The 19,066-nt window shown below is 67.8% G+C and carries 19 protein-coding genes; 8 read left to right on the top strand and 11 right to left on the bottom strand.

What is annotated here, in order from left to right; translation table 11 throughout:
* The first annotated feature begins 51 nt into the window (after positions 1-51).
* Both A3ES_RS0123895 and A3ES_RS0123890 read left to right on the top strand, forming a co-directional pair.
* Positions 52-1,155: a nitroreductase/quinone reductase family protein gene (locus A3ES_RS0123895; protein ID WP_020389369.1), complete on the top strand. Its 1,104-nt coding sequence runs from the start codon at positions 52-54 to the stop codon at positions 1,153-1,155.
* 15 nt (positions 1,156-1,170) lie between these two features.
* The gene (locus A3ES_RS0123890) at positions 1,171-1,653 is read left to right on the top strand and encodes a P-loop nucleotide/nucleoside kinase family protein (RefSeq protein WP_020389368.1); all 483 of its coding nucleotides are present in this window, start codon (positions 1,171-1,173) and stop codon (positions 1,651-1,653) included.
* A gap of 68 nt (positions 1,654-1,721) precedes the next feature.
* Here A3ES_RS0123890 and rpmB read toward each other — a convergent pair whose 3' ends face one another.
* The 5 genes from rpmB to A3ES_RS0123865 all read right to left on the bottom strand — a co-directional run bounded on the left by rpmB (position 1,722) and on the right by A3ES_RS0123865 (position 7,188).
* Positions 1,722-1,943, bottom strand: coding sequence for a 50S ribosomal protein L28 (gene rpmB, locus A3ES_RS0123885; RefSeq protein WP_026163145.1), 222 nt, complete (start codon positions 1,941-1,943; stop codon positions 1,722-1,724).
* Positions 1,944-2,016: 73 nt separating this feature from the next.
* Entirely contained in the window at positions 2,017-4,011 is a 1,995-nt protein-coding gene (locus tag A3ES_RS0123880) for an aldo/keto reductase (protein ID WP_020389366.1), read from the bottom strand.
* A 31-nt stretch (positions 4,012-4,042) separates the two neighbouring features.
* A complete protein-coding gene (locus tag A3ES_RS0123875; RefSeq protein ID WP_020389365.1) occupies positions 4,043-4,870 on the bottom strand; it encodes a carbohydrate ABC transporter permease in 828 nt (275 codons plus the stop codon).
* Positions 4,860-5,912: a carbohydrate ABC transporter permease gene (locus tag A3ES_RS0123870; protein ID WP_020389364.1), complete on the bottom strand. Its 1,053-nt coding sequence runs from the start codon at positions 5,910-5,912 to the stop codon at positions 4,860-4,862. Before A3ES_RS0123870 ends, A3ES_RS0123875 begins: the two co-directional genes overlap by 11 nt.
* 1 nt (position 5,913) lies before the next feature.
* The gene (locus A3ES_RS0123865) at positions 5,914-7,188 is read right to left on the bottom strand and encodes an ABC transporter substrate-binding protein (protein ID WP_026163144.1); all 1,275 of its coding nucleotides are present in this window, start codon (positions 7,186-7,188) and stop codon (positions 5,914-5,916) included.
* A gap of 186 nt (positions 7,189-7,374) precedes the next feature.
* Between A3ES_RS0123865 and A3ES_RS0123860 the strand changes: the two genes are divergently transcribed.
* A complete protein-coding gene (locus A3ES_RS0123860; protein ID WP_020389362.1) occupies positions 7,375-7,998 on the top strand; it encodes an HAD-IA family hydrolase in 624 nt (207 codons plus the stop codon).
* On the opposite strand, the gene A3ES_RS0123855 is transcribed toward A3ES_RS0123860, so the two are convergent.
* Together A3ES_RS0123855 and A3ES_RS0123850 are read right to left on the bottom strand one after the other, a co-directional pair.
* Positions 7,990-9,111 (bottom strand): MFS transporter, encoded by a 1,122-nt coding sequence (locus tag A3ES_RS0123855; RefSeq protein WP_020389361.1) that lies wholly within the window; start codon positions 9,109-9,111, stop codon positions 7,990-7,992. The two genes, A3ES_RS0123860 and A3ES_RS0123855, sit on opposite strands and share 9 nt — an antisense overlap.
* A complete protein-coding gene (locus A3ES_RS0123850; protein WP_026163143.1) occupies positions 9,108-9,728 on the bottom strand; it encodes an HAD-IA family hydrolase in 621 nt (206 codons plus the stop codon). Before A3ES_RS0123850 ends, A3ES_RS0123855 begins: the two co-directional genes overlap by 4 nt.
* Before the next feature lie 48 nt (positions 9,729-9,776).
* Here A3ES_RS0123850 and A3ES_RS0123845 point away from each other — a divergent pair, with 48 nt between their 5' ends.
* A complete protein-coding gene (locus A3ES_RS0123845) occupies positions 9,777-10,937 on the top strand; it encodes an ROK family transcriptional regulator (RefSeq protein ID WP_020389359.1) in 1,161 nt (386 codons plus the stop codon).
* Positions 10,938-10,947: 10 nt separating this feature from the next.
* Here A3ES_RS0123845 and A3ES_RS0123840 read toward each other — a convergent pair whose 3' ends face one another.
* Genes A3ES_RS0123840 through A3ES_RS0123830 form a run of 3 tightly spaced genes read right to left on the bottom strand, consistent with a single transcriptional unit; the run spans position 10,948 to position 13,388 of the window.
* The gene (locus tag A3ES_RS0123840) at positions 10,948-11,604 is read right to left on the bottom strand and encodes a DinB family protein (RefSeq protein WP_020389358.1); all 657 of its coding nucleotides are present in this window, start codon (positions 11,602-11,604) and stop codon (positions 10,948-10,950) included.
* Complete coding sequence (thiD, locus tag A3ES_RS0123835; RefSeq protein WP_020389357.1) at positions 11,601-12,416, bottom strand: bifunctional hydroxymethylpyrimidine kinase/phosphomethylpyrimidine kinase; 816 nt, start codon at positions 12,414-12,416, stop codon at positions 11,601-11,603. The genes A3ES_RS0123840 and thiD overlap by 4 nt, the downstream gene beginning before the upstream one ends.
* 9 nt (positions 12,417-12,425) lie before the next feature.
* Positions 12,426-13,388 (bottom strand): thiamine-phosphate kinase, encoded by a 963-nt coding sequence (locus A3ES_RS0123830; protein ID WP_020389356.1) that lies wholly within the window; start codon positions 13,386-13,388, stop codon positions 12,426-12,428.
* A 127-nt stretch (positions 13,389-13,515) separates the two neighbouring features.
* Here A3ES_RS0123830 and A3ES_RS0123825 point away from each other — a divergent pair, with 127 nt between their 5' ends.
* From A3ES_RS0123825 to A3ES_RS0123810, 4 genes are all read left to right on the top strand, one after another.
* Positions 13,516-13,752: an Lrp/AsnC family transcriptional regulator gene (locus tag A3ES_RS0123825; protein ID WP_026163142.1), complete on the top strand. Its 237-nt coding sequence runs from the start codon at positions 13,516-13,518 to the stop codon at positions 13,750-13,752.
* A gap of 29 nt (positions 13,753-13,781) precedes the next feature.
* On the top strand, positions 13,782-14,249 hold the full coding sequence (locus A3ES_RS0123820; RefSeq protein ID WP_020389354.1) for a DUF3515 domain-containing protein: 468 nt from the start codon (positions 13,782-13,784) through the stop codon (positions 14,247-14,249).
* A 103-nt stretch (positions 14,250-14,352) separates the two neighbouring features.
* Positions 14,353-14,769 carry a YciI family protein gene (locus A3ES_RS0123815; RefSeq protein WP_026163141.1) on the top strand — a complete coding sequence of 139 codons (417 nt, stop codon included), beginning with the start codon at positions 14,353-14,355 and terminating at the stop codon, positions 14,767-14,769.
* 9 nt (positions 14,770-14,778) lie between these two features.
* A complete protein-coding gene (locus tag A3ES_RS0123810; protein ID WP_020389352.1) occupies positions 14,779-16,002 on the top strand; it encodes an RNA polymerase sigma factor in 1,224 nt (407 codons plus the stop codon).
* Between the two features lie 1,864 nt (positions 16,003-17,866).
* On the opposite strand, the gene A3ES_RS0123805 is transcribed toward A3ES_RS0123810, so the two are convergent.
* A complete protein-coding gene (locus tag A3ES_RS0123805; protein ID WP_020389351.1) occupies positions 17,867-19,000 on the bottom strand; it encodes a D-alanine--D-alanine ligase family protein in 1,134 nt (377 codons plus the stop codon).
* Positions 19,001-19,066: the final 66 nt, after the last annotated feature.

Below are 19,066 nucleotides of genomic sequence, written 5' to 3'. Positions count from 1 at the left end.
TTATCAGGGTTACCTGATAAAAACCGAGCGCCCATCGACAGGAGGCGCGCCATGAAGAGCACCACCGCTGGAAACCCGAGGACCGCACCCCGCACCGAGGAGATGGCGGTCATCCACCGGATCTTCCGGCAAGGCTTCCCGCAGATCGCCGGCCTGGTACGGCGTACTCCGCCGGCCGCCACCGCGCGTGCCGAGGTGATCGCCGCGCATCTCGACTTCCTCCTGAACGGGTTGCACAACCACCACACCGGTGAGGACGAGAACATCTGGCCCCGGCTGCTCGAACGCGCCGCGCCGCAGGCCGAGCTGATCGACCGGATGGAGAAGCAGCACGAGGCGGTGGCCGAGAGGTCGTCGAAGGTGCGCACCACCCTCGCGGCCTGGCGCGTGGCACCCGTGAACGGCGAGGAGCTGGCGACGGCTCTGGACGAGTTCACCCAGGCGCTGGTCGAGCACCTCGACGACGAGGAGGCCAACGTCGTCCCGCTGCTCCGCGCCCACATCGAAGTCGACGAGTGGCGGCGGTTCGGCGAAGTGACGTTCGAGAAGTTCACGGACGAAGAGAAGCTGATCGCCACCGGCAGCCTCGAGGACGTCGCGACCCCGGAAGAGGCGGCGTGGTTCACCGGCGAGCTGCCGCTCCCGATCAAGCTGATGTGGCGACTGCTCGGCCGCCGCCGCTACCGCCGCTACATCGCCCGCGTCCGCGGCACAGCAGTTCGCGGTCCGGTACTGCGGAGACTGCTCCGCAACGCCAACCGGCTCGCAGTCTGGCTGTATCGCCGCTCAGGAGGTCGGATCGGCGGAACAGCCAAGGGCCTCCCCGTGCTGCTGATCACCACGCCCGGCCGCAAGACCGGCAAGCCGCACACCATCCCAGTCGCCTACTTCGAAACCGGCGACGGCTACCTCGTCACGGGTTCCGCCGGCGGAACCAAGAGCGACCCCCAGTGGTTCCGCAACCTCCGCGCTGCCACCCGGGTACAAATCCAAATCGGCAACACCCAGCACGAGGCCGAACCCCGCGTATCCGACGCCGCCAACCGCGACCGGCTGTGGCAAGACGTAGTACTCGCCCGCGCCCCGTTCTTCACCAAGTACGAGGAAAAGTCCGGCCGCCTCATCCCGGTGGCCGTCCTCTCACCTCTGCCCTGAGCCTAGGGTTCTGGCATGACCATGACCCTGCTCATCGGTTTGCCCGGCTCAGGAAAGACCACCTTGGCCAGACAGTTGGAGGTGGAGCGAGCAGCACTCCGGTTGACCCCGGACGAGTGGATGGCGCCACTCTTCGGCGCCGGCGAACACGAGGGCAAGCGGTGGGTACTCGAGTCCAAACTTCTCTGGTCAGTAGCCGCTCGCGCCCTGACGCTAGGCGTGAACGTGATCCTCGACTACGGCTGCTGGAGCCCCGAGGAGCGGGAGTTGTTCCGCAAAAGCGCCCAGGCCCTGGGCGCCCAGACTGAGCTGATCGTGCTCGACCCACCAATCGACGTGCTCTGGGCCCGACTCGACGCCCGCAACCAAGCCGCCCCGCCCGACACCTTCCAGATCACCCACACCGAACTCACGTCGTACGACACCCTCTTCCAGCGTCCCACCGGGGATGAGCTGGAGCAGTACGACCAGCACAGCATGTTGTGCAGACAGCAGTAGGCGCCCGGGGTGAACCCGGGCGCCTCTGGGGCCCTACACGGAGGCCGGCCTACTGGAGGCCGGAAGTTCTAGCCGACGACGCGCTGAACCTTGCCTGCCTTGATGCAGGACGTGCAGACCTTCAGCTTCACCGGCGTGCCCTTGATAACGGCGCGGATCGGCTGAATGTTGGGGTTGAAGCGACGGTTCGTACGAGCCTTGACCCGACGGATCATCGCGCCCTTGCCCAGCCGGGCAACGCTCTTGCCGAACATCGGCTTCTTGTCGCAAACATCGCAAACTTTAGACATGATTCTCCGTGATTAGGGTCGAGACACCGACAGACCATGTTACACAGCGGCTGACGCGTCTACCAATTCGGTATCAGCCGAGCTCCGCGGCTGTTAGCCAGGCCACATCCTCGCCCGACAGCTCCACCGACAGCCCCGGCAACGAGGTCCGCGTCTCGCTCAGCTGACGCGGGCCGATCAGCGGGAACACCGGGTACGGCTGGTGCAGCAACCAGGCCAGCGCGATCGCCGTCGGCTCCACACCATACTTGTCCGCCAGGTCCCGGGCCCGGCTGAGCCGCTCGAAGTTGGCATCGGAGTAGAAGCAACGCACCAGCTCCTCGTCCGACCGGTCCTCCGGCTTGGCCCGCCCGGTGAAGAATCCACGCGCCTGACTCGACCACGGGAACAGCGCCACCTGCCGCTCGCGCAGCCACGCCTGCGACTCGTCGTCGCTGACATGCCGGCAACCGGCCCACGGTACGTCGTACGCGCGCGCCAGGCTGAGGTGGTTGCTCAGCAACGTGAACGGCTGCTTCCCATGGGTCTCCGCATAGGCGTTGGCCTCGTCGAAGCGAGCCGTCGACCAGTTGGACCCGCCGAACGCCTTGATCCGCCCCGCTTGGTAATGCGAGTCCAAGACGTCGACGAACTCGCCGACCGGGATCTCCTCGTTGTCGCGGTGCATCAGATAGAGGTCGACGTGATCCGTCTGCAGCCGCTCCAGCGACTCCTCGAGCTGCCGGGTGATCGACTCGGGATCGCAGTGCGGCGTGTGCGCACCCTTGCCGATGACAACGACCTCGTCCCGGTTGCCGCGCGACTTGATCCACTGGCCGAGCAGCTTCTCACCACGTCCACCGCCGTAGATGTACGCCGTGTCGAAGGTCGTCCCACCGCGCTCCACGAAATCGTCGAACATCGCCGCGGCATGCGTGAGCGTCTCCTGGTTGTCGACGCCCATCACCAGCCGCGACACCTGCTTGCCGAGGCCGGGCACCTCGCCGTACGTCATCGGCGCGTCCTCGCGTCGCGCCAGCGGCCGGCCGGTCGCCGTCGGGATCAGGGCGTCGTCGCGCTCACTCGCGTACTGCTGCCCGATCGCCTTGCGCCAGGAGTCCAGTACTTCGAGGTTGCCGAGCGTGTCGGCCCATGACATCTCCGGCGCCTGCCGCTGCTCGATCGCCGCCGCGACCGCGTCCGCCTCGGCCGCGTAGATGAAGGCCGGCTCCGGGGAGATGTCCCGCGACTCCTCCCCCACCTTGTGCAGCGTGACGTGGGTCGGCTTGCCGTCCCCGCCGAACCACGGGTCCTCGATGACGAGGTACCCCTCGCTGCCCAGCACCCGGACCCGGTTCTCGTCGCCGAGCCGGACGCCGGTGCTGACCTGGGCGGTCATCCCGCCATCGAAGAAGAGGGTCGCGACCGTCCACTCGTCGGCACCGGTCTCACCGACCTGACCGACCGCGGTCACCGCCGCCGGATCGGCGTACGGCGCTCCGGCGGCGGCGCCGGCGATCAGGCGCGCCATCGAGACCGGGTACCCGCCGACGTCGAGGATGCCGCCGCCGGCCAGGTCGTCGGCGAAGATCCGGCTGCCCGGGTTGAACGACGCCTGGAACGCGAACGACGCCTGGATCTGGTGCACCTTGCCGATCGCGCCGTCGCGGACCAGCTGGGCGACCAGCTTGGTCTGCGGCAGGCAGCGGTACATGTACGCCTCCATCAGGAAGACGTCGTTGCGGATCGCGGCCTCGATCATCGCCGCGGCCCAGGCCCGGTTGATCGCGAGCGGCTTCTCGCACAGCACGTGCTTGCCGGCCTCGGCGGCCTTGATCGCCCACTCCGGGTGCAGCGGGTGCGGCGTGGCGATGTAGACGGCGTCGACGGTCTCGTCGGCGAGCAGTTCGGCGTACGACGCATGCCGGTTCGGGATGGCGTACTTGTCGCCGAACTCGTCGGCCGAGGCCTGGCTGCGGCTGCCGATCGCGGCCAGCTCGCCGGTGGTGGAGGACGGGAGCTGACTGGCGAACCTGGAGGCGATGTTGCCGGTACCCAGGATGCCCCAGCGAAGCTTGCGATTCTGCACAGAGGTTCCCCTCATCGAGGTGCGGTCAGGGTCAGAACTTCATGGCGCCGGCGGCGATGTCGGCGATGAAGTGGCGGCCGCCGATCAAGAAGACGCCGATCAACGGAATCACACTCATCAGTGCGCCCGCCATCACCATGCTGTAGTCGGTGCCGTAGACACCGTTCAGCTGCTGCAGGGCGACCTGCAGGGTGAGTTTGTTCGGATCGGTCATCACGATCAACGGCCACAGGTAGTCGTTCCAGACGTTGATGAAGGTGAAGATGCCCAGGAAGGCCAGCCCGGGACGCAGTACCGGCAGGCCGACGGTGAGGTACTGCCGGAAGAAGCCGGCGCCGTCGACCTTGGCGGCCGAGATCAGCTCGTCGGGGATCGCGCCCTTGGCGTACTGGCGCATCCAGAAGATGCCGAACGCGTTCGCGGCGCCCGGGATGATCAGCGCCTTCAGCGACCCGATCCAGCCGAACTCGGCCAGCGTCACGAACTGCGGTACCAGCGCCAGCTGGGACGGGATCATGAAGGTCGCCAGCAGGATCCCGAAGAGCAGGTTGCGGCCGGGGAACTCGTACTTCGCGAACGCGAACGCGGCCAGCGAGTCGAAGAAGAGCACCAGCACGGTGACGCCGAGGCTGGCGAACAAGGTGATCAGCATCGAGCCGAAGAAGTCGATGTTGTCCAGCACGTTGCCCATGTTCTCGAACAGGTGCGAGCCGATCAGCAGCTTCGGCGGATAGGTGAAGATGTCGGGCGTGGTGTTGGAGGCCATCACCAGCATCCAGTAGAACGGGAAGATCGAGACCAGGACGCCGAACATCAGCACGACGTGACCGACGACGGTACGGACCTTTTCAGTGCGCATCGGCGTGCTCCTTTCCTGCCTTGTCCGCAGCCACCTGCTCGGCGGCGATCTTGCGCTGGACCCGGCGCGCCGCCCGTTTGGTGATCCGTTCGTCGTCGTTGCCGCCGATCAGCCGCCAGTTGATGATCGAGAACAACACGATCAGGATGAACAGCGCCCAGCCGATCGCGGCGCCGTACCCGAACTGGTTGGAGCCGAAGGCGTTGTCGTACAGGTAGGAGACGATGGTCAGCCCGCCGTCACCCGGCCCGCCGATCGCGCCGCTGCTGCCGAACAGCACCTGCGACTCGGTGAAGATCTGCAGGCCGCCGATCGTCGAGGTGACCGCGGTGAACAGGATCACCGGGCGCAGCAGCGGGACGGTGATCCGCCAGAACGTCTGCGACGGCGAGGCGCCGTCCATCTTGGCGGCCTCGTAGATGTCGGACGAGATCGCCTGCAGGCCGGCCAGGAAGATGATCGCGTTGTAGCCGGTCCAGCGCCAGGCGACGATGCTGGCGATCGCGATCTTGATCCCCCACGGCTGGCTCAGCCACTCGATCTTGTCCAGCCCGATCGACTGCAGGAACGCGTTCAGCAGGCCGAAGTTGTTGCTGAAGATGGAGCCGAACACCATCGTCACGGCGACCACCGAGGTGATGTTCGGGATGAAGTAGGCGATCCGGTAGAAGCTGCGGAACCGCGTCGCGTTGTGCAACGAGTTCGCGATCACCAGGGCCAGCAGCAGCATCGGAACGGTCGAGATCACCCAGATGATCAGGGTGTTCGTGATCGACTTCCAGAACGTCGGGTCGGTGAGCAGGTAGCTGTACTGCTCCAGCCCGACCCACTTCATCGTGCCGATCCCGTCCCAGGAATGGAACGATAGCCAGATCGAGAAGAACACCGGGAAGGCACCGAAGATCGCGAACAGGATGAAGAACGGCGACACCGCGGCGTACTGCGGCAACGCCTGGCGGAACTTGCTCGGCGGCCTGTCTGGGCCCGGGTCCTTGGTGGTGGTCACCGCGGCGGTACTGCGTACTGCGTCGCTGACGGCCATCTCAGATCGCCCCCGCTCGGGTGAGTTCGCGGTCGATCTGGTGCTGCGCGTCCTTCCAGGCCTGGTCGGAGGTCTTGCTGCCGATCTCCACGTTGACCAACTCGGCCTTCAAGGGGTCGTTGATGATCGAGTCGTACGGGCTGAAGTAGGCGCCCGGGTACTTCTTCGCGGACTCGGCGAAGACGTCGACGATCCGCTGACCGCCGAAGAACGGGTCGGGGGCCGCCAGCCGGGGGTCGGTGTAGCTGGCCGGGGTGGACGGGAAGAGCACGGGGTCGAGGAACGACTGAGCCTGGTTCTTCGACGACTCGAGCCAGCTGATGAAGGCGAAGGCGGCCTCGGGATCCTTGCAGTACTTCGTGATCGCGAGGAACGAGCCGCCCCGGTTGCCCGGGCCGCCGGGCGACGGCGTGACCCGCCAGAGGCCCTTCGTCTTGGGCGCGGCGTTCTTCGGTCCCAGCTGGGCCCACCAGACCGCGCCGATGAAGGCCACCAGCCGGCCGTTGGTGACGACCGCGTTGGCGTCGGTGCTGCCTTCCTGCGCGTTCGCCGACAGACCTTCCTTGACCACTCGGATGGCCAGCTCCCAGGCCTTCCTGATGTGCTCGCCGTCGCCGATGTAGCGGCCATCGGCGGTCATGTAGCGCTGCGGCAACTGGGCCAGGGCGTAGAGGTAGACCGAGGTGATGTTGTCGGTGATCGCCGAGCCGGGCACCGCCTGCTTGAGCTTCTTGCCGAGCTGGATATAGCTGTCCCAGTCGGGCGCGGCGGCGGCCACGTCCTGGGGCTCGGTCGGCAGTCCGGCCTTGTCGAAGACGTCGCGGCGGTAGAAGAGCGCGGTCGGGCCGGTGTCCATCGGGTAGGCCATCATCCGGTTCTCCGGCGTGATGCCGAGCTTCCACTTCCACTCCAGGAAGTCGCCCTTGAACTTGTCCGCGCCCAGCGCGTGCAGGTCGTGGAACTGGTCGGCGTTCGGGAAGTAGGTGGCGACGTCGTCGTTGATCCCGATGATGTCGGGCACCATCGACTTGCCGGCCAGGGCGGTCAGCACCTTGGTCTTGTAGTCGCCGCCGATCCGGGTCATCGAGAGCTGTTTGCCGTTCCCGCCCGGGATCGCCTTCTCGGCCTCGCCGATCAGGGCGTCGTTGACCGACCCGGTCCAGGTCCACATGCTGAGCTGGTCGGCGCCACCCAGCGAACTTCGTGAACCACAACCGGTCAGCCCGGCCATCGCCCCGGCACCTAACACCAGGAACTGCCTGCGTGTGACTGCCATGAACCGCCTCACCTACACCTTCGCATCGCTACCGGGAGGGGACCTGCGGATGTTCGTTTGCGCGAGAACTTGTCGACAAATGTTCAGACGCACCTAAGGTAAGCGCATACCAACTGAACCGGTCAAGGGGGCAACCTCTGACGCCCTCGCATGTCTCGGTGACTGGACGGCTGACAGGATGGCGGCATGCCGCCAGTGAGGATCGATACCGTTCTGTTCGACGCCGATGGAGTCATCCAGCGGCCGACCGTCGATTGGCGGGCCACGCTGTCCGCCTTCGTGGCCGCGGAGTCGGCCGACGAGTTCGTGCTCGACCTGATGGTGTCGGAGCGGCCGTCGATCGCCGGCAAGGGCGACTTCCCCGAGGCGGCGGCCGAAGTACTGGCGCGGTGGTCGTCGACCGGGTCCCTGGAGGAAGTGCTGCAGCTGTGGCACGCGTTCGAGGCCGATCCGGTCGTCGTCGCCTGGATCCAGGAGTTGCGCGACGGCGGGATCGGGTGCCACCTCGCCACGAACCAGCACGCCTACCGGCGAGCGATCATGCACGACGAGCGGCGCTATCGGGACCTCTTCGACCAGACCTTCTACTCGTGCGATCTCGAGCTGGCCAAGCCCGACCCGGCGTACTTCCGGGCCATCCTGACCGCGGTGGACCAGCCCGCCTCGTCGGTGCTCTTCATCGACGACAACGAGGCCAACATCGAGGGCGCCCTCAGCGTCGGCCTGAACGCCGAGCTGTACGACCTCGCAGACGGCCACGAGGCCCTGCGCGACCTGCTCTCACGCCACGGGCTGACGACTTCACGCTGAAACCTGGGTGGGCAGCTCCGCGCGGTCACGGCTCAAGGGGCGGGACACCAGGAACAGCGCGACCAGCAACGGCAGCGTGATCAGGAATGCGATCTGCAGGTCCACGACTCCTGCGAGGACCGCAAGTATGGCCGGAGCGAGCAGGATGGCCACTCCCGAAGCCGAGGCGCCGAGCGCGGCCAGTCGGGCCGGGCTGAGCCCAGGGGTGGCGACCAAGGCTGCGATGGTGACGGGATAGAGCGGCGCGACCCCGATGCCCGCGATCACCAGGCCGGCTGTCACCGCGACCGGTGCATCGAACAAGCTGACCAGAAGCGTGCCGGCGATCGCCAGCAGGCCACCCGGGACCATCGGCGACCAGCTACCGAGGTGCAGCGGACCGATCCCTCGCCCCACCGCCATTCCGATCGGGAATGCACTACCCAGCAAGGCGGCCGTTGCCATCGGCAACCCCGCATCCACGAGTCTGGCCACTGCCCACACCACGAAGCAGAACTCCACCGCCACAGCCAGTACCACTCGGACCCAGCCGCGAGCGACCTGCAGCACCACCAGGCCACCAGACGCCGGTTGCACCAGAGCAGCGGCAGGTCGAGCTAGTACAGCCAGTGCCAGGAGTGGCGGCGCGGCGGCAAGCATCGCAAGCCGTCCGGTGGAGGCGAAGGCGTCCATCGCGCCGATGGCGAGTGGGGCCAGGATGCCGGTCGCGCTGGCGAAAGCATTGACCTTGGTGAGCCGCGCCGCGGCCGTCGGACCACTCAGCAGCAGTGGCGCGATCAGGACCAACATGGCGCCGCCCAGCCCGATGAACAGGCCCCCCGCGATCGCGACGCCGTACCCCGGGGCGAGTGCGAGCAGGACGGCTCCCATCGCGCAGACGACGGATCCGATCCGCAGTACGACGCTGATCGCCAGGGACCTGAGCAGCAGCGGGCCGACCAGCGCAATGATGAGCAACCCCACGGCGAAGGCCGATGACAGCAAGGCGAGCCGGTCGGCGGGCAGGTCCAGGTCCCGCGCGAGGACGGCGACACAGGCGCCGAGCCCAGCCAGGAGAAACCCCAGCGCCCCCAGTGCGACGCCGATCTGGATCTCGACCTGCCGACTCGTCACTCCCCCGTCCGTAGCAGCGCGGCCAGCTGGTGGAGGTCACCGAGTCGAATATCGCCTTCGAGACCTTTGAGCGCTGCGGTCTGGGCGCCGGCGGCGCGGCCTGCTTGGAGCCCGACCTCGGCATCCTCGACGACCAGGCAGTACTGCGGGTCTACCGCGAGCAACTCGGCGGCGCGGAGGTAGCCCTCGGGGTCGGGCTTGCCGCGGGTGATGTCCTCGATCGTCACCAGTAGAGGCGTGTCGATCCCTGCGGCACCCAGCCGGACCTTGGCGAGCCGCTGGTCGGCGCTAGTGACCACTGCCCACGGGAGCCCACGCTGTTCGAGTACGGCGAGTACCTCGGCGGCTCCGGGAGCTGCCGAGACGCCGGAGAGGTCGTCGTACTGGAGTTCCAACTGGCGAGCCGCCGCAGCGGTCCGAGCGGGCAGGTCGAGCTGCGGGAGCATCCGGTCGACTGTCGACTCGGCGGGTGCGCCGTGTGCCTCGGAGAGGACCTCCACCGGATCGACGCCGTATTCGGATGCCCAGGTCGTCCACGCGCGCTCGACAGCCGCGTCCGAGGTGACCAAGGTGCCGTCCATGTCGAACAACACGGCCCGCAGTTGCCGCAACTCCATCGACGCCTCCATTAAACTCGTACTCCGAGCATAAGCCAGAGAGGTCCCATGACGGCAAGACGTGGCCAGTGGCAGACCGCAGCCGACGTACTCGGCCAGGTGGCCCGGCAGCCCGGCATCACCCGGGCCGCGGTGGCACGAGAGCTGCGGCTGAGCACCAGCTCGGCTACGGAGGTCACCGCTCGGCTGCGCGACCTGCAACTGCTGACGGAGACGCCGGCGCCGAGTCAGGGCCGCGGGCGGCCGACGACGGTACTGCGCCCGCATCCGCGGGGGCCGGTGGTACTCGCGATGGAGCTCCGGCAGGCGGACTGGCGAAGCGCAGTGGTGTCACTGGACGGGGTACTGCTCGATCAGCGGTCCAAGCGCCACCGCAGTCGCCGGCCGGACGCAGTACTGGCTGCTCTTGGGGTGGCAGTTGCTGGCGCTAAGGCGGAGTACGGGGATCGGTTGCTTGCGGTCAGTCTCGCCGTGGCCGGCACGGTCCGGGGGGACCATCTGATGCAGGCAACGACGCTGGGGTGGAGTGCTGTCGATCTGAGCGCGGTTGTAGGCGAGACGGGGCTGCCGCTGCTGGTTGGGAACGACGCGACGCTTAGTGGAGTTGCTGAGGCGCGTACTGGTGCAGCAGCCGGGGCAGGGACGGCGCTGCATCTCATTGTCGAGGTGGGGATCGGCGGGACGCTCATCCTTGACGGGAGTCCTGCTAGTGGGGCTACTGGCGCTGGCGGTGAGTATGGGCATCTGCCGTTCGGCGACCGAAGCTTGTCGTGCCCGTGTGGGGCCAAGGGGTGCTGGGACCTTGAGGTGGACGGGCGTGCGCTCGCCCGGCATCTTGGCGATCCGGAGCCCGACGAGCCTTACGCGTATGCCGAGGGCTTGCTCCTGCGCCTGTCTGAGCCGCCTGTTGGGCGGGCGGTCGAGGCGGTGGTTGCTGCTTTGGCTAGTGGGATCGCTGGTCTGGTCAATGCGCATGACCCCGATGTGGTGACGCTTGGTGGGCTTGCTATCCCACTGCGGGCTGCGGCTTCCGCTACCTTTGCCGCTGCCTATGGCGAGAGTCTGATGACGTTCCACCGTGCCAAGCCGCCTGCAGTGCTTGACTCGACCCACCAGCAGACTGGGGCGCTTCGGGGGGCTGCTGCGTTGGGACTCGACCACGTCACTAGCTCTACCGCGCTCGCCGCCTGGTCCGAGAGTCACCTCTGAGCTGCTGCGCTTACTCCGGTCCCGACTCCAACCCCGAACCCGACCCAAGCTCGGGACCTGGCTCGAGCCCCTCGGGCGGCGACTCGGGCGCTGGCTCTGGCTTTGGGGCCGGGACGATCGGGGGTTCGAGGACTGCGAGGATCTTGATGATGTCGTGGCGGTGGTGCTGGATCTCGTGGGCGGTGTGGCGGATCAGCCAGCCGAGCGAGCGGGGCGCCCGGACCGGGTAGTTGTAGAGGCCGAGCTTGCCGAGCTGCGGCGGGGTGAGGACACGAGCCGCCGCCCCGAACTCGCGGGCGAAACGCATCAGCGCCGCCGCCACCTCCATCGGGTCCTGGTCCTCGTACTTCTCCTGCTTCACCCGGCCGGTCCGGTCCATCGGCGCGTACACCGGCCGGTCCTCCGCCAGGCACTGAGCGATCCGAAACCGCTGCACCTCCAGGACATCGCGCACGTGGCAGGCGTACTCGATCGCCGACCACACCTCCGGCTCGGGCCGGATCCGCACCACGTCCGCATCCGGTCCCGCGGCCGCCTTCGTCAGCGCCATGCTGCACTCGGCCGACTGCCGCACAAGCGTCGTCACTGTGCCTTGCAAGTCACCGGTGTCGTAGTTGAAGCCGCACTCGTCGCACAGTCCGTCCACCGGTGGGCGGCTCTTGTTCACCTGTCACTCCTGTTTCGGAACTCCCACGCATGCTCCACCGGCCCGATCCCACCACCGAGCGCGAAACCGGCAGCCACCGCCCCACTGACGTAGTCCTTAGCCGCACCGACAGCAGCCGGTACGTCGTACCCGCGGGCCAGGTACGACGCGATCGCGCTCGCCAGTGTGCACCCTGTGCCGTGCGTGTGCCGGTTGTCGGCCCGCGGCGCACTGAACTCCTGCCGTACTCCGGCCCCGTGCAGCACGTCGACAGCCAGCGGGCCAGTGTCGTGCCCGCCCTTGACCAGTACCCAAGAGGCGCCGGCGTCCAGCAGCACCTTCGCCGCCAGCTCACGATCCTCCACGCTCCGCAGCTCGACACCCGCCACCGGACCCAGCTCGGTCAGATTGGGCGTGAGCACAGTCGCCAGCGGCACGATCTCCTCTCGCACCGCCACCATCGCGTCCTCAGCGAGCAGCGCGTCGCCGTGCTTCGACACCGATACCGGATCGACAACCACCGGTACGCCGTCAGGCAGCGTCCGCAGCAACTCGGCCACCACCCGAACCATCGACGCAGAGGCCAGCATCCCGGTCTTCACCGCGTCGACCCCGATGTCGTCCACCACACTCCGGAACTGCGCCACCACCTGCTCCGACGGCAGCTCCCAGGCCCCCTGCACGCCAAGGCTGTTCTGCGCGGTGATCGCAGTCAGCACGCTCATGCCGTGCACGCCGTTGGCCAGCATCGACTTGAGATCGGCCTGGATTCCGGCGCCGCCGCCGGAGTCGGATCCGGCGATGGTGAGCACCCTGGGCGGCGCGGTGGTCATGAAGGTCTCCTAGTTCCGGAAGTGGGTATGGCCGGTGGCGCCCGTATACGGGGCGCCGTCGACGGTGACCGTGCCCGACGGGTGCTCCTCATTGCCTACAGCAACTGTGCCGATGACGGTCCAGCCGTCGGGGACGTCGGCCGGTTCGAAGGTGCCGACCAGGGCGTGGTCCTCGCCGCCGCTCAGAACGAACGCCAGCGCGTCGGCGCCGGTCGCGGCTGCGACAGCCTGAAGCGGCTCCGGGATGGTCAACGCGGCCGAGCGAATGTCGATCAGGACCTCACTGGCGACTGCGATATGCGTCAGGTCGGCGACCAGGCCGTCGCTCACGTCACACATCGACGAGGCTCCGCCGAGCGCCGCGCGCACTCCCTCGGCGTACGGCGGTGCGGGGCGGCGATGCGCTTCAACGACGGACCGCGGCGACCGGAAGCCCCGGTTGAGCACGGTGAAGCCGGCCTCGGCCCATCCCAGCCGCCCGACTACGGCCACCTCGTCGCCGGGGCGCGCACCAGAGCGCAGTACCGGCTCGCGGCCGTCGAGGGAGCCGAAGGCGGTGACAGAGACGATGATCTTGTCGGACTGCACGGTGTCGCCGCCGACGATGCTCACGCCGAGCAGCTCGCACTCGTCGCCGATGCCTTGGGTGAGCTCGATCGCCCACGCGGTCGGCAGATCCGCCGGTCCGCCGAAGCCGACCACCAGCGAGGTCGGCCGGGCGCCCATCGCGACGATGTCGGCCAGGTTCTGCGCGGCGGCCTTGCGGCCCACGTCGTACGCCGAGGACCAGTCCTGGCGGAAGTGCCGGCCCTCCACCAGCAGGTCGGTCGTGATCACCATCCGGCCGTCCGGCACGGCCACCACGGCCGCGTCGTCGCCCGGTCCTACCAGGACGTCCTCACCTTGGGGAAGGCTCTTGGTGACGGCCTCGATGAAGCCGAACTCCCCAGTGCTTCCCAACGTCTCTGTCACGTCAACAGACCTCCCATATCGCTCCACGGAGTCTAGGCGGTACGGTGACCGAGCAACGAAGAGTACGCCCGGCCGCTCTGCAGTACCGTGGCCGATGTCAGCTGAGGACGACTGAGTGGAGAACGACGTGGTGGTCCAGGCCTACATCCTGATCCAGACCGAGGTCGGCAAGGCGGCCGACGTCGCAGCGCAGATCGCCGAGGTCCAGGGCGTCACCCTGGCCGAGGACGTCACCGGCCCGTACGACGTGATCGTGCGCGCGGAGGCCCGCAACGTCGACGAACTGGGCAAGCTGGTCGTGGCGAAGGTGCAGAACGTCCCCGGCATCACCCGCACGCTGACGTGCCCCGTCGTCCACATCTGATCCCGATCACCGCTGTCCGACGCCGGCGCGTGCCACGGCGAGCCGCGCTGGTCTTCACGCTGCTCACGCTCTCCTCTGTTCTGACCGGCTGCAGTCCCGGACCGGTTGCGGTTGCCGTGCCATCGCCGGCGCCTGAGGTCGCGGACGCCTGTACTGCGCTGATCCAGGCGATGCCGGCCAAGGTGCTTGACGCCGAGCGTCGCAAGACCGAGCCGGCGAGTGCACTGACCACGGCGTACGGCGATCCGCCGATCGAGGTGACGTGCGGGGTCCTCCCGCCCGCGGGGATGGCGCAGGCGCAGTCGCAGTGCTTCGAGGTGAACGGGGTCGGCTGGTTCGCGCAGGAGGTCACCAACGGCTATGTCTTCACCACGATCGGCCGGAAGGTCTATCTGGAGCTGGCCGTCCCGAACAAGTACAAGCCCGAGGCCAACGCGCTGACGGACGTCTCCGACGCGATCAAGGCCCACAACACGCTCATCACGCCCTGCACCTGAGATGCTTCACAGTTCCGGCTGGGTGCATGTCCGGTTCCTGCTGAGGGCATCGACGTAACCGGTGAGAGGCACCAAAGTTGGTGCCAGGAGACGGGAGACTCAGATGAAATACATGATCCTCACCTACGCGTCGCAGCAGGATTACGACGGCATGGGCGGCAAGGACACCGGCAAGCCCGCCTGGACCGAAGAAGACTTCGCCGCGATGGGCGCGTTCATGGAGAAGTTCAACAACGACCTGGCCGAGTCCGGCGAACTGGTCGAGACCCGTGGGCTCGCCGCGCCGGTGCTGACCCGCCGGCTCGGCTCGAAGGACGGCGCCGCGGTGATGACCGACGGCCCGTACGCCGAGACGCAGGAGGTCCTCGCCGGGTACTGGATCGTCGAGTGCGACAGCTTCGACCGCGCCACCGAGATCGCCGCGCGACTCGGTGAGACCCCAGCGCCGGAGCACGTCCGGGCCACGGCGTACGCCGACATCAGACCGCTCATGGAGAGCCGGGAAGACCTGGTCGGCTGACCTTCTCTGATGGCTGAGTCCGTGCCTGAGGGCCTGCTGCGCGAACTGGCGCCGCAGGTGCTCGGGGCGCTCGTCCGGCGGTACGGGCATTTCGACACCGCGGAGGACGCAGTACAGGAGGCTCTGCTCGCGGCTGCGCAGCAGTGGCCGGAGCAGGGTCTTCCGGATAATCCGAGAGCCTGGCTGATCACGGTCGCCTCTCGCCGACTGACCGACTTGCTGCGGAGCGAACAGGCTCGGCAGCGGCGGGAAGACGTCGTCGCCCAGTGGGTCCTTCCTGACGAGTGGCTCGCCCCATCGGCGGACAAGCCTGCAGAAGCCGGCGACGACACGTTGATCCTGCTCTTCCTTTGCTGCCACCCGTCGCTGTCGCCCGCCTCGCAGATCGCGCTCACCCTGCGCGCGGTCGGCGGCCTGACCACGACCGAGATCGCTCGCGCCTTCCTCGTCCCCGAGGCGACGATGACCCGGCGGATCACCCGGGCCAAGCAGAGCGTGAAGAACGCGGGCGCTCGCTTCTCGCTACCGCCGGACCGCGACGAACGCCTCGACGCCGTGCTGAAGGTCATCTACCTGATCTTCAACGAGGGCTACGCCAGTACTGCGGGCCCGAGCCTGCAGCGGGTCGAGCTCGCAGCGGAAGGAATCCGATTGGCCAGGATGGTGCACGCACTGCTCCCCGACGACGCCGAGGTGACCGGCCTGCTGGCGCTGATGCTCCTCACCGACGCCCGCCGCCCAGCCCGCACCGGCCCGAACGGCGAACTGATCCCGATGGCCGAGCAAGACCGCACCCTCTGGCTCCAGCCCTCAATCTCCGAAGGCGTCGACCTCATCACCGAAGCCCTGCCCCGCGGCCCCGTCGGCCCCTACCAACTGCAGGCCGCCATCGCCGCCGTCCACGACGAGGCCACTTCCTGGACAGACACCGACTGGCCCCAGATCGTGGCGCTCTACCACGTCCTCCTGCAACTCAACGACAACCCCATGGTCGCCCTCAACCACGCCGTCGCAGTAGCAATGGCAGAAGGACCGACCCGCGGCCTGGCCCTACTCGCTCAGATCGAGAGCGACGCACACCTCACCAAAGACCACCGCCTACACGCCGTACGAGCCCACCTACTAGAAATGTCCGGCGACCCCGCCGCCCGAACGGCCTACCAACTAGCAGCAACCCTCACCACCAGCCTGCCGCAACAGCGCTACCTCAACACCAAGGCCGCCAACCTCTAACACCCCACCCGGCGCACCCGCAGCCCACCCATCACGCACCCAACCAAGCAGCACCTGGCCGGCGAACCAGAGAACCACCACACCGAACAGCACCTCACCAACTGGCCTGCCCAGACTCCGCCCACGCACGTCAAACCCCTCACCGCCGCTCACACAGCCGGGACGCGGGTCCTCCTCGCCGCCCCTCACACACCCGGACTCGGTCCTCCTCGCCGCCCCTCACACACCCGGACTCGGTCCTCCTCACCGCCGCTCACACCCCGGACTCGGTACTCCCCCCGCCGCTCACACACCCCGGACTCGGTACTCCCCACCGTCAGTCACACTTCGGCCGCCGTACACCACATCGCCGCTCAGGCACCCCGACTGCCGCACTCCACGTCGCCGCCGCACCGCCCGGACTCCTCGTCGCCGCTCGCCCGCAACCAGCCCGCCGCTGCCCCGCTCATTAGGCGGCCCCGAGCCTGCGACCCGGCTCGGCTGCCTTGTCGTCCCACCGGCCGACCTTGTGCTCGACGTGAGCGTTCCCGTGGGCTCCCGACACTCAGGTCGCGCACAGAGTGGATTGTCTGGCGACAAGCCATGGATGTGCTCGCTCGTCATCGCCCCTCGCGCTCCCGGACATCGCGCCCCTCATCGCCGCCCGCCCCAGCAATCCCAGTACGGCGGCTGGGAGGCGACCGGTCCGACGAACTTCCAGCTTGCTCGGCAGCCCCTTCTGTCGCCTACTTTGAGCACGGACCGGGCACCAATTCCGCAGTACCGTACCTAGCTCATGCCCAATCTCGCCCCACCCCTCGACCTTGAGCACCCACCAGCCACCCAACCCCGCCGCACACCGCCTGGCCGGTGCCCAAAGTCGCGATGATCGTCACCTACGGCACGATCAAGGCCGTCGCCTCGCCTCCCACCCCGCCGATCCCCAGCTCGCTCGGCAACCTCATCCGTCCCACCGGCCGACCTTGTGCTCGACGTGAGCGTTTCCAAGGGGTCCTGACGCTCAGGTCGTGCACAGAGTGGAGTGTCTGGCGACAAGCCATCCGAGCCGAGGCCGGCCTCCCACCCGGATCAACCTTGGCGTGGTCGTCGGCGAACGCGCCGAACGCCACAGCCCGTCGGACGGGCTGACGCCTGCAGAGCCCACCCGGTCGAACGGCCCGCCTTCAGCCATCCGAGTACAGGGCGTACCGGCGTAGCGGACGCCGTTCTCCACCTCGCAGCTCACGCACCCCGAACGCGCCGCACTCCACGTCGCCGCCGCACCGCCCGGACGCCTCGTCGCCACTCGCCCGCAACCGCCGATGACCCGCTCAATGTGCGGCCCCGAGCCTGCGACCCAGCTCGGCGGACTTGCCGTCCCACCGGCCGACCTTGTGCCCGACGTGAGCGTTCCCCAAGGGCTCGTGACGCTCAGGTCGTGCACAGAGTGGGTGCCTGGCGACCGAGCAAACGAGTCGAGGCCCGGCCGCCCATCCGGACCAGCCATAGCCCGTTGGACGGCTAACACCTACAGAGCCCAACCGGTCGAACGGCCCGCCTGCGGCCATCCGCGTACCGACGCACCCGCGTACCGGCGTACCGGCGTACCGGCGTACCGGCGTACCGGCGTACCGGCGTACCGGCGAGCTCACCACACGGCGGAGCCGGGTCGCCGGTACCAGCTCAGAACTGCGGTGGGTCGTCGGCGCCAGCCGGTGGGCGGCGTTGCGACGGGCAATCACCACCGACCGGTACGGCGTACCGGTCGGCTCGACCGCACGGAGCGCCGAGGTGGCTCGGATTCATGGGGACGGTCGTGGTCGTCCGCAAGATCTCGGCGCTGGGTCCGGGCCGTCGTGGGCTCGGATACCTGTGGCTACCCCGGTCAGCGCAGGCCTGTGGGGCGGGTCATGGCCAGCGTTAGGAGGCGGTCTACCAGGTGTTTGTAGTCGACGCCGGTGGCGGCCCAGAGGCGCGGGAACATGCTGGTGGGGGTGAAACCAGGCATGGTGTTGATCTCGTTGATGATGACCTGCTGGTCCTCGTCGAGGAAGAAGTCGACTCGGGCCAGGCCCTCGCCCTCGATTGCGTCGAAGGCGGTCAGTGCCTTCGCCCGGACCTCCGCCGCGATGTGTTCCGGCAGGTCCGCCGGCACCGAGAGGGCGGTGTATTCCTCGCCCTCCGGCAGGTACTTCGTCTCGAAGTCGTAGAAGTCGTGTCCACCGCCCGAGACCGAGATCTCACCGCAGACGCTGACCTCGGCGGGACCACCGTTCAGGCCGCCCAGCACGCCGACCTCGATCTCGCGCGGGTTCTTCGCGGACGCCTCGACGATCACCTTCGGGTCGTGCGCGCGCGCCTCGGCGACGGCGGGGTCCAGCTCGTCGAGGCTGTTCACCTTGCTGATCCCCAGGCTGGAACCACCACGGGCCGGCTTGACGAACACCGGGTAGCCGAGCTTGTCGACCGCCTCGCGGCAGGCCTGCGGGTCGCGGGTCCAGTCCCGGTCGCGGATCACGACGTACGGCGTGACCTCGAGCCCGGCGGCCGCGAAGACGACCTTCATGTAGTGCTTGTCCATGCCGACGGCGCTGGCCAGTACGCCGGAGCCGACGTACCGGATGTCCGACATCTCCAGCAGACCCTGCAGCGTGCCGTCCTCGCCCCACGGGCCGTGCAGCAGCGGGAAGACCACGTCCACCTCACCGAGTGTGCTCGGCACCTCGCCCGGTTCGGTCACGACGAGCTCGCGATCCGCACCGAACAGCACCGGTAGCGCGGTCACGTCGACCTCCGGGAGCTTGCCGTCGGTGATCGACAGCCGCTCCGGATCGCCGCTCTCCAGCACCCAGTGCCCGCTGGTCGTGATGCCGACGGGTACTACGTCGTACTTGTCCCGGTCGATCACCTGGAGCACGTTGGCCGCGGTGACGCAGGAGATGGCATGTTCGCTCGACCGGCCACCGAAAACAACAGCGACGCGGGGCTTGCTTTTTTCTTCCCTCGAGTACTCACTCACCGGCTCGACGATAGCGTCAGTTCAGTGCGGCTTTGACCAGGGTTTAGTTAAGACCTCTTCAGATTG

The organism is Kribbella catacumbae DSM 19601 (assembly GCF_000372465.1).
In the GTDB taxonomy this organism is placed as follows: Bacteria; Actinomycetota; Actinomycetes; order Propionibacteriales; family Kribbellaceae; genus Kribbella; species Kribbella catacumbae.
This window is presented reverse-complemented; position numbering and strand designations above follow the sequence as displayed.